Here is a 16,581-nt window from a genome sequence, read left to right on the forward strand (position 1 = left end):
GCTTTGGGGTTGTCATGAAGTTCACAGTTGATCGCGCGCCACTTCTGCGTGCACTGTCTCACATTCAGGGTGTCGCTGAAAAACGGAACACCATCCCCATTCTCGCCAATGTGCTGATGGAGCATGATGGCGAGGTTCTGCGCCTGACAGCGACGGACATGGAGATTGCCGTCGTCGAGGAAATTCCATCAGAGGCCACACATGCCGGGTCCGTCACTGTTCCGGCTGCCGTTCTCTTCGAGATCGTCCGCAAACTGACCGATGGTGCCCTGATCGAGTTCGAACAGAAGGATGCGGAAGGGCCCCTTCACCTCAAGGCCGGGCGGTACGAGACGAGCCTGAACGTTCTGCCAGTTGATGACTTTCCGGCCATGGTAGCAGGCGATCTGCCTCATCATTTTGCCATTCAGGCAGGTGATTTGCGTCGGCTGGTCGACCGTACCCGCTTTGCCATGTCCAACGAGGAGACCCGTTATTATCTCAACGGCATCTATCTCCATATCGTACTGGTGGACAAAAAGAACCATCTCCGGGCTGTGGCGACAGATGGACACCGGCTGGCCAAGGTCGACGTTCCAGCGCCTTTCGGCGTAAAAGAAATGCCGGGCATCATCATCCCCCGCAAGACCGTAACCGAAGTTCGGAAACTGCTGGATAATGATGGAGCCTCCGTAGAGGTGGCTCTTTCAGAGACGCGCATCCAGTTCCGTATCGGTTCCATCTTGTTGACCTCCAAGCTGGTGGATGGCACTTTTCCGGAATATACCCGTGTCATTCCCCAGTCCAATTCACGCATCCTGCGTGTTACCAAGCAGGATCTTGCGGCAGCCGTAGGTCGTGTGGCCGCCATCAGCCAGGAACGTTCCCGCCCGGTAAAGCTGACCATCACGAAGAACCATCTGACCCTCTCCGCAACCAGCCCCGATCAGGGCATTGCTCAGGAGGAGCTGGATGAAAACAGCGTCACCTACGACAATGACGACATGGAGATCGGCTTCCAGGCCCGTTACCTGACGGACATCACCGACCAGATTGACGCTGAAGCCGAGTTCGCCCTTGCCGACAGTTCATCTCCAACACTGATCCGCGATACGGCCGAACCTGCGGCTCTGTACGTTCTCATGCCCATCCGGGTCTGAACGATCTCCTTGAACCTGCACCGTCTGACATTAACGGATTTTCGTAATTACAGACGGTGCGTCTGGGAGCCGTCCGCCACCCTGTCCGTCCTGACAGGGGAGAATGGCAGCGGCAAAACCAATTTTCTGGAAGCCCTTTCCCTGCTTGCTCCGGGGCGGGGGCTTCTGGGCTCACCAGCTCATATGCTGCCCCGCCACGGAACAACCCAATGGGGCGTCGCCGCCCATCTGGAGCGGGAAGGACAACAGTTCCAATTGTCTACCGGCCTGACCGAGGGGCGAGGACGCCGCATCTTTCTCCTGGACGGAGAAAGAACACGGACCATGGCAGAAATTGCCCGACTTTATTCCTGCGTCTGGCTTACTCCGCAGATGGAACGTCTCTTTCTTGAAGGTGCTGGCAGCCGTAGACGGTTTCTGGACCGGCTAACCGTCGCTCTCCTGCCGGATCATACGCAGCAGCTCATGGCACATGAGCGGTCCGTCATGAGCCGGAACCGCATCCTGCTGGAACAGCCTGATGAAACGGCCTGGCTGACCTCCCTAGAAGAATCCATAAGCCGCCACGCAGTCGCCATAACGGCAGCCCGGCTGCATCTTCTCGAAACATTGGAAGAAACCCCTTTCGGCAATGAAGCTTTCCCCCAAACCCTTCTGGAGCTGCACTGCCCCATCGCCACAGCGCTGAAAGCCAGCCCGGCTCTGGAAGTGGAAGACAAGCTCCGCCACGCCCTGCAACAGTCCCGCCTTCAGGACAAAGCCCGCAAGAGCACCTCTATCGGAGCACACAGGGCTGACATGAGCCTGCGGGACGCCATGACAGGCCGTCAGGCAGCACACTCCAGCAGTGGACAGAAGAAAATCATGCTCCTGAGCGTCATCCTCTCCCATGCCCATGCCATCAGCAGGGTCTGGGGGCAGGCTCCCGTCATCCTTCTGGATGAACCTTTGACCCATCTTGATGAACGGCGGCGGATCATCCTGATGGACAGTCTCTCTGCCCTGAAAACGACCACCATCCTGACAGGAACCGAAGCTGAACCTTTTTCTTCCATCAGAAACATTGCAGCTTTCTTTCATGTTCAGAATGGCGCACTCCATCCGGCATGAGGCGGCCAGAATATGGCCTTTTCTCACGGTTATTTCGGGATAACCCCGGTGACAGCACTGGTCAGGAAAGGCTTCTGACAGTATATTCACTCATCAAAGCTCTCAGCCAACCGGAGTAATGCGCAGGCATGTCAGAATCCCATAACCAGCCGGAAATTCAGTCTTCCGATCATGAGGAATATGGCGCCTCTTCCATCTCCGTCCTGCGGGGGCTGGATGCTGTCCGCAAGCGGCCTGGCATGTATATCGGGGATACGGATGATGGCTCCGGCCTGCATCACATGGTCTTCGAGATCATTGATAATGCCGTTGATGAGGTACAGGCAGGTTTCGCCTCCTACTGCATTCTCACTCTGAATGGGGACGGCTCTGTCACAGTCCGGGATAACGGGCGTGGTATCCCGACAGACCTGCACGAGGAAGAGGGGATCAGTGCGGCTGAAGTCGTGCTGACCAAGCTGCATGCCGGGGGCAAATTCAATCAGAATTCCTACAAGGTTTCCGGCGGTCTGCACGGTGTGGGGGCTGCGGTTGTCAATGCTCTCTCCGAGACCATGGATGTACGCATCTGGCGACAGGGCAAGGAACATGCCATTCATTTCCGGCACGGTGAGCGTGTAGCTCCCTTGGCCGTCATCGGTGATTCGGACGAAGAAAACGGAACGGAAGTCACCTTCAAGCCGAGTGCGGAGACATTCTCCAAAACTGAATTCGAATTCAGTATCTTGGAGCGCCGTGTCCGTGAGCTGGCCTTCCTGAATTCGGGTATGAAGATCATCCTGCGTGATGAGCGTCACAGTGAGCCACGGGAGGTTGTCTTCCACTATGAAGGGGGGCTGACAGCGTTCGTCAAATGGCTCAACAGCTCCAAGACGCCACTGATCGACCCTCCCATCACCGGGGAGCTGCAGGATGAAACATCTGGCATCAAGGTGGAATTTGCTCTCTGCTGGAATGACAGCTTCCACGAGACCATGCTGTGCTTCACCAACAACATTCCCCAACGTGATGGTGGCACCCATCTGGCCGGTTTCAGGCAGGCCCTGACGAGGGCCGTCGGGAAATATGCCTCTCTGCTGGGCAACAAGAAAGAAACCAGCAATCTCACAGGTGAGGATATGCGGGAAGGGCTCTCCGCCGTTCTTTCCGTCAAGGTTCCCGACCCCAAATTCTCATCCCAGACAAAAGACAAGCTGGTTTCTTCCGAAGTTCAGCCTGTCGTGCACACCATTGCCGCCGACATGATCGGCCACTGGTTCGAGACGCATCCCAAGGAAGCCCGCATCATCATTGCCAAGATTGCTGATGCCGCCAGTGCGAGAGAGGCCGCCCGCCGTGCCCGGGAGCTAACACGGCGCAAAGGCGTTCTGGATGTCTCATCCCTGCCGGGCAAACTGGCCGACTGCCAGGAACGCAACCCGGAAGGGGCAGAACTCTTCATTGTGGAGGGGGATTCTGCCGGCGGAACAGCAAAACAGGGACGGGACCGCCGTTTCCAGGCCATTCTGCCCTTGCGTGGCAAAATTCTCAACATTGAGCGTGCCCGCTTCGACCGGATGCTTGGCTCTGCCGAAATTGGCACCCTCATCACAGCCTTGGGCACGGGGATCGGTCATGGTCCAGCCGAGCAGGGGGGCTTCAATATTGACAAGCTCCGTTACCACAAGATTGTCATCATGACGGACGCTGACGTGGATGGCTCCCACATCCGCACCCTGCTTCTGACCTTCTTCTTCCGGCAGATGCCCCAACTCATCGAAAACGGCCATCTCTACATTGCCCAACCGCCGCTCTTCCGTGCCAAACGTGGACAAGAGGAACGCTACCTCAAGGATGAACCTGCACTGGACAGCTACCTGCTGGACAAGGCCCTGAGCAATGCATCCCTGACCTGCCATGACGGAACCGTACTGGACGGTGCGGAACTCCGTGACGTGATTGACCGTTGCAGCCGACTGGCACAGGACATGCGGGCACTTTCAGCCCGTGTCCCGCTCTGGATCATGGAGCAGGCGGCTGTCAGCGGGCTCATCAACCCTGATGCAGCGATCCGACAGAAAGCAGTCGATGGCTTCCTGGCCAGACTGGAAGCAGCATCTCCTGAAAATGAGCGGGGCTGGGAAGTTGAGGCCGACAGCCAGGGCGTCACCTGCCGTCGTTTTCTCCGTGGTGTGGGAGAACGCTACACGTTTGAAGCCACACTGCTTCGCTCCAGTGAAGCACGCCGTCTTCTCGCGCAGTCCCAGTGGCTTGCTGAATTCTTCAGCAGGCCCGTGACATTGCAGCTTGACCAGAAGAATTTCGAATTTTCTGGCCCAGGCATGATGATGGAACAGATACTGGCCCAGGGGCGCCGTGGTCTGGCCATCAACCGCTTCAAGGGCCTGGGCGAAATGAATGATGAGCAGCTCTGGCACACCACGCTGGACCCGGCCACCCGGACCCTCCTGCAAGTGCAGGTTGGCGATGTCGAAGAAGCGGGGCAGGTTTTCTCCACCCTCATGGGGGATGTTGTCGAACCCCGTCGTGAGTTCATCGTGGATAACGCACTGAAGGTTGCCAATCTTGACGTCTGACACGCTTTCAATCCGCCGCTCCATCACTGGCCGCCTGCTGGCGGGCCTGACGCTGGCTTCTTCCTGTCTGCTGGCCCCGGGGGCTCTGGCAGAGCAGGCAGACGCGCCTGCACCGGCACCCTCACTGCAAAGCGCAGCCGACACCCTGCCTGCCGCACAGAACATACATCTCCGGTACGGTGTTTTCATTCATGGGTATCGTGCCTTGGGCGCTGATGCAGATTATGTCCTGCAACCTTGGGGCTACGGAGTGGAGACGCATCTTTATACCGTTGGTCTTGCCAGCTGGTTTTTGACACTGAATCTGCTGAGCAGTGCCCAGGGGCACTTCAACGGAGATAATGTTGCGCCGGTTTCCTTCAGCAACAGTGGATTTGCCCATGGCGAGGAAGAAAAAGCTCACATTGATTTTGATCTGACTGGCCCGCATGTGGCCGTCTTCCTGCCAGTAGACAAACAGCGGGAGCCATTGCCCGCTGCAGAGCTGAAGCAGTCTGTCGACATGCTCAGTTTTCTTGTTGCGCTGACACACCGGATGACGCTGAAACAGGACTGCACTTTCAGCAGACCTGTTTTCGACGGTATCCGTCTGTCCTATCTGGATGTTCATGGCCCCAGCCAGACGACCCTTCCCAAGGATCATGGGTCCTATTTTCGGGGGGACGCCCTGAAATGTGATTTCACGGGACGGCAGATTGGTGGTTTTTCCATCGGCACACGCTTCAAGGCCGCCCAGTCCAGTCCTCACAAAGGAACCGTCTGGTTTGTCCATGATCCTCAGGGCGGGTTCGTTCCAGCACGCATCGAATTCGATCACTACAAGATGGGGCAGATTCTTGTCGTTCTACAGGCAGCACCAAAAGTCTCTGCTGTCACACACACCCAGACCCGCTGAGCCTTCCCCTCATGCACCTGTCTTCATTCCATGGGAGGCCTGATCTATGAGTTCCATGACTACTGCCATCATTCTGGCTGCCGGTATGGGAACACGCATGAAGTCCCGGTATCCCAAGGCCATGCAGCGTCTGGGAAACCGCCCAATGATCTGGCATCTGATCGAAACAGCCCGGCAGGTCGTGGACCGCATTGTGGTCGTCATCGGCCCGGGAATGGATGATCTGGCCCTGCAGGTATCTCCCCACACAACTGTCATCCAGCATGAACGTCTGGGTACGGGACACGCCGCAAAAACAGGCGTGGATGGGCTGGAAGAGGGACGGGCTGTCATACTTTATGCTGATAACCCACTCCTGACAGCCGATACCATGCAGCGCCTGCTGGATGCCCAGGGAGAACAGGAGAACGTACTGTCCCTGTTGGGAATGCGCCCTGCTGTGCCCGGGCATTATGGGCGGATTGTGACAGGCCCCGATGGGCAGGTGGAACGGATCGTCGAGTTCAAGGATGCTTCCGACGCCGAAAGGCGCATTACACTCTGCAATGCAGGCATGATGTGTGCTGAGGTTGCGCAGCTGAAAGACTGGTTGGGCCGCATTACCCCCGAAAATGCCCAGAACGAGTATTATCTGACGGATATCGTCGCTCTCGCAGCCCAGCAAGGACGAGTAAGCTGCGTCGAGGGGACGGAGGACGAGCTGGCCGGCATCAACTCCCGGGCCGAGCTGGCAGAGGCCGAAGCACGGCTCCAACAGCGTCTGCGCCAGAAAGCATTGCAACAGGGCGCCACCCTAATTGATCCATCCAGCGTCTTTTTCGACCCTGATACCATCATTTCTGCCGATGTGGTGATCGAACCCAACGTGTTCATTGGGCCTGGCGTCACTCTCGAAGAAGGTTGCGTAATCCGTGCCTTTTCTCATCTGGAAGGATGTGTTGTGAAGCAGGGCGCCGTGATTGGCCCTTATGCCCGGCTGCGCCCTGGCACTGTCTGCCATGAAGGCAGCCACGTCGGCAATTTCGTGGAACTCAAAAACACGACTCTGGGGGCCGGAAGCAAGGCAAATCATCTCAGCTATCTGGGGGACAGCCAGATAGGTGCGGGGAGCAATGTTGGCGCTGGCAGCATAACCTGCAATTATGATGGCGTCTTCAAACACAGAACCGTTATTGGGGAAGGCTGCTTCATAGGGTCCAATACCATCATGGTGGCCCCCATCCAGATTGGCGATGATGCCATGACAGCGGCAGGCAGTGTCATCACGCAGGACGTTCCCGCCGAGGCCCTTGCATTCGGGCGGGCACGGCAGGACAATAAGGCAGGCAAGGGGAAGGCTCTCCAGCAGGCACTGCGGAAGAAGAAGGAACAGGGCTGATGTGTGGTATTTGTGGCGTCGTCGGACACCGTCCTGCTACTCCGATCGTATTTGAAGGGCTCCGTCGGCTGGAATATCGCGGTTATGATTCTTCCGGCATTGCGACCGTGGAGCATGGTCGGCTCGCACGTTGCCGGGCTGCCGGAAAGCTGGATAATCTGGCCAAGGCTCTGGAGGAAACACCCCTTTCCGGTACCACAGGTATTGGCCATACCCGTTGGGCAACCCACGGAGCACCAACCACCAACAATGCCCACCCGCACAGGGTCGGAAAAGTGGCGATTGTTCATAACGGTATCATCGAGAATTTTTCAGACCTGAAGAAAACCCTTGAAGCCGGGGGGCGTACCTTCGAGACTGAAACGGATTCAGAAGCCGTTGCCCATCTGCTGGATGAGCATATCCAGAACGGTCTGCCTCCCAAGGAAGCTGCTTTTGCAACCATCCGTCAGCTCCAGGGCGCTTATGCCATTGCCATGATCTTTGAGGGACATGACAATCTCCTCATCGGGGCACGTCATGGCGCTCCTCTGGCTATTGGCTACGGCGAAGGGGAGATGTTCCTCGGGTCGGACAGTCTCGCCCTGGCACCGCTCTCCAGCCAGATATCCTATCTTGAAGATGGGGACTGGTGCGTGCTGACGCGGGAGCATGTCGAGATTCTGGACGGGCAGGGCAGGGCTGTTGAGCGGCCGATCCAGACAGCCTCCCTGACAACGGGGCAGATTGGCAAGGATGGGTACCGGCATTTCATGGAGAAGGAACTCCATGAACATCCCGTAGCCATTGGCCAGACGCTCCAGCGCATCATCGACCCTGTCACACGCCGCATTGCTCTGCCAGATATGCCATTTGATGCCAGTACGCTGTCCCGTGCTACGATCACGGCCTGCGGTTCAGCTTTTTATGCTGGCATGGTCGGCCGCTACTGGCTTGAAGAGCTGGCCCGGCTGCCGGTTGATATTGATGTGGCCTCCGAGCTGCGCTACCGGAACCCGCCACAGCCTGACAAGGGGCTGGCACTGCTCATATCCCAGTCCGGTGAAACAGCCGATACACTCGGGGTGCTGAGGGAGCTCAAGACGGCTGGGCAGAGCATCGTCTCCATCCTGAACGTGGAACATTCCACCATGGGCCGGGAGAGTGATCTGGTTCTGGGCATGGTAGCCGGACCAGAAATATCAGTTGCCTCCACCAAGGCATTTACGGCCCAGCTTGCCGTGCTTGCTGCCCTGACCATCGATTTTGCCCGCCAGCGCAACCTGCTGGATGAAAAACGGGAACGGGAGCTGACAGACAACCTGCTGGACCTTCCATCCCATGCCATGGAAGTTCTGGGCCTGTTCGACCAGATACGCACCATGGCACGGGTGATTGCCCAGGCCAGGGACGTCCTTTATCTGGGACGTGGAATCTGCATGCCTGTTGCCCAGGAAGGGGCGCTGAAGCTCAAGGAAATCAGCTACATCCATGCAGAAGCCTATGCCGCTGGAGAGTTGAAACATGGTCCCATCAGCCTGATCGACCCCAGTGTTCCTGTCGTGGCGATCGCACCTTCCACCATCCTGTTTGACAAGACACTTTCCAACCTTCAGGAAGCCCGGGCCCGTGGGGGACGCATTCTTGTCTTTACCGATGACAAGGGGGCTGAACGGCTGAAAGACATTGCAGAACACATGGTCATCCTGCCGGATGTCAGTGCCTTCGTGGCGCCCATCCTCTACACCATTCCGGTACAGATTCTGGCCTACGAAGTTGCCCTGCTGAAAGGTACGGACGTGGACCAGCCCCGCAATCTGGCCAAGTCCGTTACCGTGGAGTAACGACGACGCCCCGTTAATGCTTCAGAAAGGTGGAAAGCAGGTAATAACCCCCTGCAAGGCTTGCCTGACAGGGGTTTTGCGCTTACTCTCCGGGCAGCGTGATCAGAGGGTGAAAAAAGGGGATATCAGATGGAAATAGGGCTGGCAGCTGTACTTCTGACCCTGGTTTTCCTCCTTTTTCTCATCAGCTTCATTCCGCCCCTGGCCAAGAAGATCAACCTGCCTGAAACGGTCATCATTGCCGTATTGGGGATAGGGCTGGGGGCAGCGTCCTCTCTCGTCAACAATTCCATGGGGCTGGACCTGCTGGAAGGACCGGCAGGGGCTCTCCTGTCATTCCCCATCAGCAGTGAGGGCTTCCTGCTCATCTTCCTGCCACTCCTGGTCTTTCAGGGGGCCATGGGGATCAATGTCCGCAGTCTGACCCATGAAATCGCCACGGTGCTGCTGCTGGCCATCGTGGCTGTCATTGTCTCCACAGCGACTATTGGCTTTGCCCTCTATCCCTTTGCACAGCAGAGCCTCGTTGCCTGCCTCCTGCTGGGGGCCATCGTGGCCACGACAGATCCCTCTGCCGTGGCCAGCATTTTCCGTGAGATCGGCGCAGCGGCCCGCCTAAGCCGCCTTGTGGAAGGGGAAGCCCTGCTGAACGATGCAGCGGCCATTGCCATTTTCACCATCCTGGTATCGGCCATCACCGCCCATCACCAGATCAGTTTCAGTGAAGCCTGCATAGATTTTCTGACCAACTTTGCCGGAGCCGTCATCATCGGTGTGTCAGTCGCCCGACTGGCCCTCATCATGATTACTGCCATCAGCGGATTCCCCGCAGCTGAGATCACACTCTCCCTCGTGCTGCCCTATGGGGTTTACATCCTCTGTGACGATATCCTCGGGTTTTCCGGTGTGGTCGCCACGGCCTCTGCCGGTCTGACCATTTCGGCTTTTGGTCCATCCACCTTCCGTCCCCAGACGTGGCGCTTTCTCCGGGAATTGTGGGAGCAGATCGAGTTCTGGGCCAGTACGCTCGTCTTCATGCTAGCGGCCATGCTTGTCCCCCGTATGATGATCGGCATGACGAAGTGGGACCTTCTGCTGATCTTCATTGCCAGTCTGGCAGGGCTGATCGCCAGAGCAGCCGTCATCTTCGGCCTCCTTCCTCTCCTGATCCTCACCAGACTGTCGCCACCTGTTCCATTACGCTTCAAGACCACCATGGCCTGGGGTGGCCTGCGTGGCGCCATCACGCTGGCGCTGGCACTTGCTGTCAATGAAAACCCGCACATCAACGATTCCATCACCCATTTTGTCGGGATCGTAGCTACCGGATTTGTACTGACCACACTTCTCATCAATGGCACGACGCTACGCTCTCTGGTTCTTTTCCTGAAGCTCGACAGGCTGTCCCCCATTGATGAAGCTCTGCGAAACCAGATCATCGGTATCGGTCTCAGCCATGTGGCTCAGCGTGTGGCCCATGTGTCTGATGAACTCAGTTTTGGTGCCCGGACACGGGGCGGGGTCATCAGCCGGCTTGAACAGCGTGCCGAAAAGGAAAAAGCCAGCAACAATTTTGAGACAGCACTGACCGACAAAGATCGCGTCAACATGGCCCTGCTGACCATTGCCAACCAGGAGCGGACCCTGCTGCTGGACCTTTTCCGGGTTCAGGGAATGTCCAGCCGTCGGGTGATCGAGACCCTGCTGCGCGCTACAGAGGCCATCGTGGATGCCACCCAGCTGGAGGGACGGTATGGCTACGTCAAGACACGCCGCAAGAGTCTTCAGCCTTCCTGGCGTCTCCGCCTGGCACAGATGCTGCACAGGCGCTTTCATATTGATCGCCCGCTGACCGCCTGCATGATGGAGCGTTTTGAAACGCTGATCATTTCCCATCTGGTTTCCACATCCCTGATACGCTTTGTCCGGGAACGCATGGAACCCACTCTGGGACTCCGTATTACGGAAATCGTGTCTGAAGTGCTGGGACGGCAGCGCAAACTGCTGGATGATGCCCTGGCAACACTGAGGCTGCATTATTCCGGCTATTCAGAAGCGCTGGAGGGACGTCTGTTGCGCCAGATAGCCCTTCGTCTGGAAGATGAAGAATATGCCACTCTGGCAAAGGACAACCTCATCTCGCAGGAACTGCATCGGGAGCTTCATAAGTCGATCGAACGACAGAGGAATCGGCTGGACACGCCGTTACGCTTCAACCTGCGCAGTGGCATTGAGCAGCGTCTGAGGTCTTTCCCTGCCTTCAACGGGGTTCCAGATGCAGCCCTTCATGAACTGGCGGGCCGGGTCTTCATCTGTTTCCTCTCGCCAGGGGAGATACTGATCCGCAAAGGCGAGCGCATCCGCACGATCTATGCGCAGGTGGCAGGTCTTGTAGAAACATCCACCAGCACGGAAACCCAGGAAGTCATGCTGGGAGCAGGGGACCTGATTGGCGCCAACAGCCATATTCAGGGACAGAGAGCGCATAATACGGTCCGCTCCCTGCAATTTTCCCACATGCTGGCCATTCCAAAAGCTGATTTTGACAGGCTTCTGCAAACCTTTCCCATCGTGAAGCGTCAGATCATGAAGCGGCATGACATGAGGCTGAAGGGCTCTCTCGGAGCCAACGTGGTCATTACCAGAGAAGGCAACACCATCTCTCCAGCCCATGAAGCCGGTTTCATCATTTCGCCGATCGTGGAAAAACGCTGACCTTTTCAGCCGTGGGAAGAACCTGCCAGAAACAGGCGGCTGCCAATCCTGCTGGAGGCCATCAGGCCGAGCGTAGACAGGAAAGCAGCGCCTGAATGAAGCGACCAGAAAAGCGCATCAGGGATCTGGTGCAGCATCCCTGCCAGCTTGCCGACCATCAGGTTTCCCAGAAAAATATGCAATGTAAAGCAGGAAATCAGTGTCGTACTGTGCCGTGCAGGTGCATAACGGGAGAAGAGGGCCATTCCGATAGGAAAAGTCATCCCGCAGCCAATGTCATTGACAGTATGGAAGGCCACACCCCACCAGAGGCTGATCTGATGAGGGGCGGGGCAGACATATTCTCCTGCGATCAGGAATAACGGCCCAGCTGTCGCAATGGCGCTACCAATGATGATCTTTGTCATGTCATGTACGGGGCGGCCACGGCGGTGATCATACCAGCGCCAGAACCACAGGACCAGAAATCCCGTAATCATGCTGATGACGCTATCCAATGAAACCAGCGTACTGACGGGACACGTAATGCCCATGACAGTCAGGCGATAATGATCACTGCCCCAGAGAAGATAACCATCCATGATTTCCTGATTGGGAAGAACTCCAAGGGCAAACAGGCCTACCAGCCAGAGCAGAAAGACAATCCGTTTCTTTTCCACCACCGTGCAACCGACTGGCCGGATATCCTTGCCAACAGCAAAGGAGGCCGTTTCTTCTGGGAGATAACGACACCCCATGAGATAGCCAGCCAACCCCATCATCATCGCACAAGCTGTTGCCATGAAAGCCCAACGCCAGGCAATGGTTCCCAGAAAGGCGCAGAGAAGGGGAGAGATGATGGCCATGATCTGTATGCTCTGGCTGTAAAGCTGATAAGCATCAGAACGTCTACGGTCTTCCAACGTATATAGCGCTCCAACCTGCGCCTTCAGGCTGCCGGACAAAGCAACACCTGCCAAAAAGAGCCACAGGGCCAGAACAAAACAGCTTTCCGCCATCATGAGGGTAAAACTGACTGTCAGCAGACTGATGCCAATGACAGCAGAACGCGTCCGGCCAAGGCCGTGATCTGCCATGAAACTTCCCACAAATGGAGCTGCAAATATGACCGCCATGATGAGGCCCGAAAGACTGCCAGCTGTGGCGTCCAGACCACTGGGGGCGTACAGGCTATCATTGATGGACAGAAGGGACGGTAGGCCCAGAATATGCCGGGCCCGGTCTGTGTGCTGCAGGATGTCCTTCAGATACACCACCAATATGGAAAGCATCCCGTATTGGGCAAAGGAGAGCCAGCCTTCCGTCCAGAACAGAACCCACAAACCTTTGGGATGCCCAAGAAATTCAGTCTTCGGGTTTTTATATCTGGCTGGAAGGATATCAAATAATCTGTCAGTCATGGGTTGTCTTATAGCAGCGACAGAAATCTTGTGGGAGTTCCCTTCACAAAAGAAAATCGCATAATAAAGATTATGCAAACTCATATATGTTAAAACCAACCAGATAATCTAACGACCAGCCATACATACCAGCAAATTCAACGTATCAAACATCCATGACGCCACAATCATATGACCTCACAGAACCCAATGGCAATGTGCATCCCATGCTGCGACCATATAGTGCATTGGGCTGATCCAGCCCATACCATTACCCAGTTCTGTTCTTGGCCATCAACAGATCAGAAACTGACAGACAATTACCGGCACGAACCATTATAAAAACGATCAAACCTGTAGCCCAGAGACGTCAGCACCTCATAACCGATCGTACCCACACATTCGGCCATCGTAGCAATATCCTGCTGCGGCCCGATGAGTGTCAGCCATACACCCTCCCGGGCAACCTCATCCGGCAACTCCGTAACATCAACGGAAAGACTATCCATGGAAATCCGTCCGAGAACAGGCAGACGTTTATCTCCCCACCACAAGGCACCATCCCGGGCAAAAGAACGGAAGATGCCATCGGCATAGCCAATACCAACAGTCGCCACACGCCTGCGCCGCTCTGCACGATAGGTCAGGCCATACCCGATACTCCCCCCTGCCTCGACAGTCCTGACCTGCAATATCTGAGCCTCAAGCCCAATGGCTGGCACGAGTGGGCAGCTCTCCCCATGCGGCGGAATGCCATAAAGCGCAATACCGGGGCGAACCATCTCGAAATGATAGTCAGCTCCCAGGAAAATGCCGGAAGAAGCCGCCAATGACCGAGGCACATCAGGAAAAACTGCACTCATGGCCAGAAAACGCTGAAGCTGCTCCCTGTTGGCAGGGTCATCTGGCTGATCCGCACAGGCCAGATGGCTCATGACGAGGACCGGCTTCAACCCTCTCAGAACCTCGATGCGAAGGTCATCTTTCGAAACCCCGAAACGGGACATGCCCGTGTCGAACTGGAGAGCCGCCGGATGATCCTGCCCCTCCCCATGACAGAAAGCCCGCCACTGCCTTACCTGCTCCAGACTGTTCAGAACCGGGATCAAACCATGCTCCACCATCGTTTCCGGCTGCCCTGTCAGGAAGCCATGCAGCACGAAAATCCTCTTGTCCGGCAGCAGTCTCCGCAGCTGGCATCCTTCCTCCGGCTGGGCCACAAAAAAGGTCTGGACCCTGTCAGCAAGACTGGAGGCAATCTCCCGCACACCCAGCCCATAAGCATCAGCCTTGACCACAGCAGCACATTCCGCACCCCGTACGCACTCCGCCAACCACGCATGGTTCCTCCTGATAGCGGCAAGATCCACCGTCAGACGGGCACTTGTCTGCTTGCAGAAATGCATCTCTCTGGCCTCTCATTCTCATGCTGTCCAAGATCAGGCGCCCTGATCTTACAGGAAATATCTTCCTTAGAAATTATTATTTAATGATAAAATCCCATACCGTTTTTTCCCTGTTTTCCGGGCTTTTCTCCCAGTTTTCAGGAAGGAAGACAAAGCCTCCCGCCAGAGGGCAGCAATTTTGTCGGTGAAAATCATGACATATGCTTGAGGCAGAGGGGTGTTCTGTATTAGAGACAGGGCACAGCATTACTGCTCTGCGGGCGCAGAGTGGTCTTTACCCTATGAACAGGGGTCAAGTTTTTTTGATTTCGCAGGGGCCTCAGGATGTTCAGTCCGATGGTCCAAACGGAGCTAGTCCAGGTTTGACCGAGGCCAATCAGAAACCCACTCCCACACTCTCCATCACCCCGAGCCGCTCCGGCATCGAGCGCCGCTATGGAGACTTCCCCAGCTTCCCCGCTGCCCTTGACTACGCAGCACAGGGGGCCAGTGGCTTCAATATCTATTCTGGACGGGGAACCCTGCTGGAAGTCCTCCCCTACAGCAAGCTGCGACAGCAGGCCCATGCCATGGCCCGCCGCCTGCTCGGCCTGGGACTGGAGCCGGGAGACAGGGTGGCCATTGTTGCGGAAAGTGACGGTGATTTCGCCCGCATTTTCTTCGGTTGCCAGTATGCCGGTCTCGTCCCCGCCCCCCTGCCCCTCCCTGTCGCTTTTGGTGGCAAGGAAGGGTACATCGAGACACTGCGTGGCATGATCACAAGTGCGGATGCCAGAGCCGTTGTCGTCCCCAAGGTCATCGGTGACTGGACAGCCGATATCGTCGCTGGTTTTTCCCTTCTCTTTGGCGGGTCCCCGGCTGAACTGACAGCCTGTGAGGAAAAGGATATTCCGCTGCCGGAAATCAGTGAGGATTCTCTCTCCTACCTCCAGTTTTCATCGGGCAGCACTCGCTTTCCCATGGGCATCAGTGTGACGCAGAAAGCCGGAATGGCCAATGCTCACGCCATTGCCCGTCATGGTCTCCAAGTCTATCCCAGCTCTGATGAGCGGGATGACCGTTGCGTCTCATGGCTGCCGCTTTATCATGACATGGGGCTTGTCGGTTTTTTCCTGACGCCCATGACCTGCCAGCTTTCTGTCGATCTCCTGCCCACACGGGAGTTTGCACGCCGTCCGCATATCTGGCTGGAGCTGATTGCCCGCAACAAGGCAACCATGTCCTACAGTCCTTCCTTTGGCTACGAGCTCTGCGCCCGCCGTGGCGCCCGGGAGGATATTGATCTTTCCTCATGGCGTGTGGCCGGCATCGGCGGTGACATGATCCGCCCGCACATCATCCACAATTTCGCCGAGACTTTTGCCAAACGTGGCTTTGATGAAAAGGCCTTCGTCGCCAGCTATGGCATGGCCGAAACAACTCTGGCCATCAGCTTTGCCCCGCTCAACACCGGGCTGCGTACAGATACGGTCGACCTCTCCATCATGGAACGGGAAGATTATGCGCAGCCGGCTAAGAAAGGTACCGATACAGCACGTGACTTCGTGCTGTGTGGCGTCTGCCTGCCCGGACATCAGATCGAAGTGCGTGACGGTTCCGGCAAAGCACTGAAGGAACGTCAGGTTGGCACCGTCCATGTCCGCGGCCCCAGCCTGATGAAAGGCTATTTCAACCGCCCGGACGAAACGGCAAAGGCCTTCTCCGGGGATGGGTGGCTGAATACTGGCGATATCGGCTACATGCTTGATAACCAGATCGTCATTACCGGGCGTGCCAAGGATCTCATCATCATCAATGCCCGAAACATCTGGCCGCAGGACCTGGAATGGGCCGCAGAGCATGAAGTCGACTCTCTCCGTTCCCGTGATGTCGCCGTCTTCTCGGTTGAAGATGGCCAGGGAGAGCGGGTTGTGGCGCTGGTCCAGTGTCGCTACACGGAAGAAGAACCCCGTAGCAGACTGAAAGAAGAACTGGTTGCCCTGTTCCGCCGTCTACATGGTATTGATGTGGATGTGGTTCTGGTGCCGCCACGGTCTCTGCCCCAGACCTCATCGGGAAAGTTGACCCGGGCTCGTGCCAGGGCCATGTACCTCAACAAGGAATTCGCCTGAGAGCTGAAGAGGCCATTCCCAAATATGAGAAGGAAGGTCATGCTGGTCT

General features: G+C 56.6%; 10 protein-coding genes. 8 read left to right on the forward strand and 2 right to left on the reverse strand.

What is annotated here, in order from left to right:
• Positions 1 to 14 precede the first annotated feature (14 nt).
• The 7 genes from dnaN (at position 15) to GM608_RS04350 (ending at position 11,636) form a co-directional block, all read left to right on the forward strand.
• Positions 15 to 1,139 (forward strand): DNA polymerase III subunit beta, encoded by a 1,125-nt coding sequence (gene dnaN / locus GM608_RS04320; RefSeq protein WP_043560108.1) that lies wholly within the window; start codon positions 15 to 17, stop codon positions 1,137 to 1,139.
• Positions 1,140 to 1,148: 9 nt separating this feature from the next.
• Positions 1,149 to 2,249 carry a DNA replication/repair protein RecF gene (recF, locus tag GM608_RS04325; RefSeq protein ID WP_081563160.1) on the forward strand — a complete coding sequence of 367 codons (1,101 nt, stop codon included), beginning with the start codon at positions 1,149 to 1,151 and terminating at the stop codon, positions 2,247 to 2,249.
• Positions 2,250 to 2,377: 128 nt separating this feature from the next.
• Positions 2,378 to 4,825: a DNA topoisomerase (ATP-hydrolyzing) subunit B gene (gene gyrB, locus GM608_RS04330; RefSeq protein WP_081563161.1), complete on the forward strand. Its 2,448-nt coding sequence runs from the start codon at positions 2,378 to 2,380 to the stop codon at positions 4,823 to 4,825.
• Positions 4,815 to 5,720 carry a hypothetical protein gene (locus tag GM608_RS04335; protein ID WP_333645082.1) on the forward strand — a complete coding sequence of 302 codons (906 nt, stop codon included), beginning with the start codon at positions 4,815 to 4,817 and terminating at the stop codon, positions 5,718 to 5,720. The genes gyrB and GM608_RS04335 overlap by 11 nt, the downstream gene beginning before the upstream one ends.
• Positions 5,721 to 5,766: 46 nt before the next feature.
• Positions 5,767 to 7,098 (forward strand): bifunctional UDP-N-acetylglucosamine diphosphorylase/glucosamine-1-phosphate N-acetyltransferase GlmU, encoded by a 1,332-nt coding sequence (gene glmU, locus GM608_RS04340; protein ID WP_333645083.1) that lies wholly within the window; start codon positions 5,767 to 5,769, stop codon positions 7,096 to 7,098.
• Positions 7,098 to 8,921 (forward strand): glutamine--fructose-6-phosphate transaminase (isomerizing), encoded by a 1,824-nt coding sequence (gene glmS, locus GM608_RS04345; protein ID WP_154981436.1) that lies wholly within the window; start codon positions 7,098 to 7,100, stop codon positions 8,919 to 8,921. Before glmU ends, glmS begins: the two co-directional genes overlap by 1 nt.
• 129 nt (positions 8,922 to 9,050) lie before the next feature.
• A complete protein-coding gene (locus tag GM608_RS04350) occupies positions 9,051 to 11,636 on the forward strand; it encodes a cation:proton antiporter (RefSeq protein ID WP_086431402.1) in 2,586 nt (861 codons plus the stop codon).
• A gap of 5 nt (positions 11,637 to 11,641) precedes the next feature.
• On the opposite strand, the gene GM608_RS04355 is transcribed toward GM608_RS04350, so the two are convergent.
• Positions 11,642 to 13,036, reverse strand: coding sequence for a peptide MFS transporter (locus GM608_RS04355; protein WP_181005201.1), 1,395 nt, complete (start codon positions 13,034 to 13,036; stop codon positions 11,642 to 11,644).
• A gap of 299 nt (positions 13,037 to 13,335) precedes the next feature.
• Complete coding sequence (gene alr / locus GM608_RS04360) at positions 13,336 to 14,421, reverse strand: alanine racemase (RefSeq protein WP_333645085.1); 1,086 nt, start codon at positions 14,419 to 14,421, stop codon at positions 13,336 to 13,338.
• A gap of 362 nt (positions 14,422 to 14,783) precedes the next feature.
• Here alr and GM608_RS04365 point away from each other — a divergent pair, with 362 nt between their 5' ends.
• The gene (locus GM608_RS04365; protein WP_333645086.1) at positions 14,784 to 16,532 is read left to right on the forward strand and encodes a fatty acyl-AMP ligase; all 1,749 of its coding nucleotides are present in this window, start codon (positions 14,784 to 14,786) and stop codon (positions 16,530 to 16,532) included.
• Positions 16,533 to 16,581 lie beyond the last annotated feature (49 nt).

It is taken from the genome of Bombella sp. ESL0380 (genome assembly GCF_009725805.1).
GTDB classification, from domain to species: domain Bacteria; phylum Pseudomonadota; class Alphaproteobacteria; order Acetobacterales; family Acetobacteraceae; genus Bombella; species Bombella apis.

Bases quoted from the DNA above. Each gene is read 5' to 3' on its own strand.
- dnaN (WP_043560108.1), top strand. From the start codon at position 15: ATGAAGTTCACAGTTGATCGCGCGCCACTTCTGCGTGCACTGTCTCAC.
- alr (WP_333645085.1), bottom strand. From the start codon at position 14,421: ATGCATTTCTGCAAGCAGACAAGTGCCCGTCTGACGGTGGATCTTGCC.
- gyrB (WP_081563161.1), top strand. From the start codon at position 2,378: ATGTCAGAATCCCATAACCAGCCGGAAATTCAGTCTTCCGATCATGAG.
- glmU (WP_333645083.1), top strand. From the start codon at position 5,767: ATGAGTTCCATGACTACTGCCATCATTCTGGCTGCCGGTATGGGAACA.
- GM608_RS04350 (WP_086431402.1), top strand. From the start codon at position 9,051: ATGGAAATAGGGCTGGCAGCTGTACTTCTGACCCTGGTTTTCCTCCTT.
- GM608_RS04355 (WP_181005201.1), bottom strand. From the start codon at position 13,036: ATGACTGACAGATTATTTGATATCCTTCCAGCCAGATATAAAAACCCG.
- glmS (WP_154981436.1), top strand. From the start codon at position 7,098: ATGTGTGGTATTTGTGGCGTCGTCGGACACCGTCCTGCTACTCCGATC.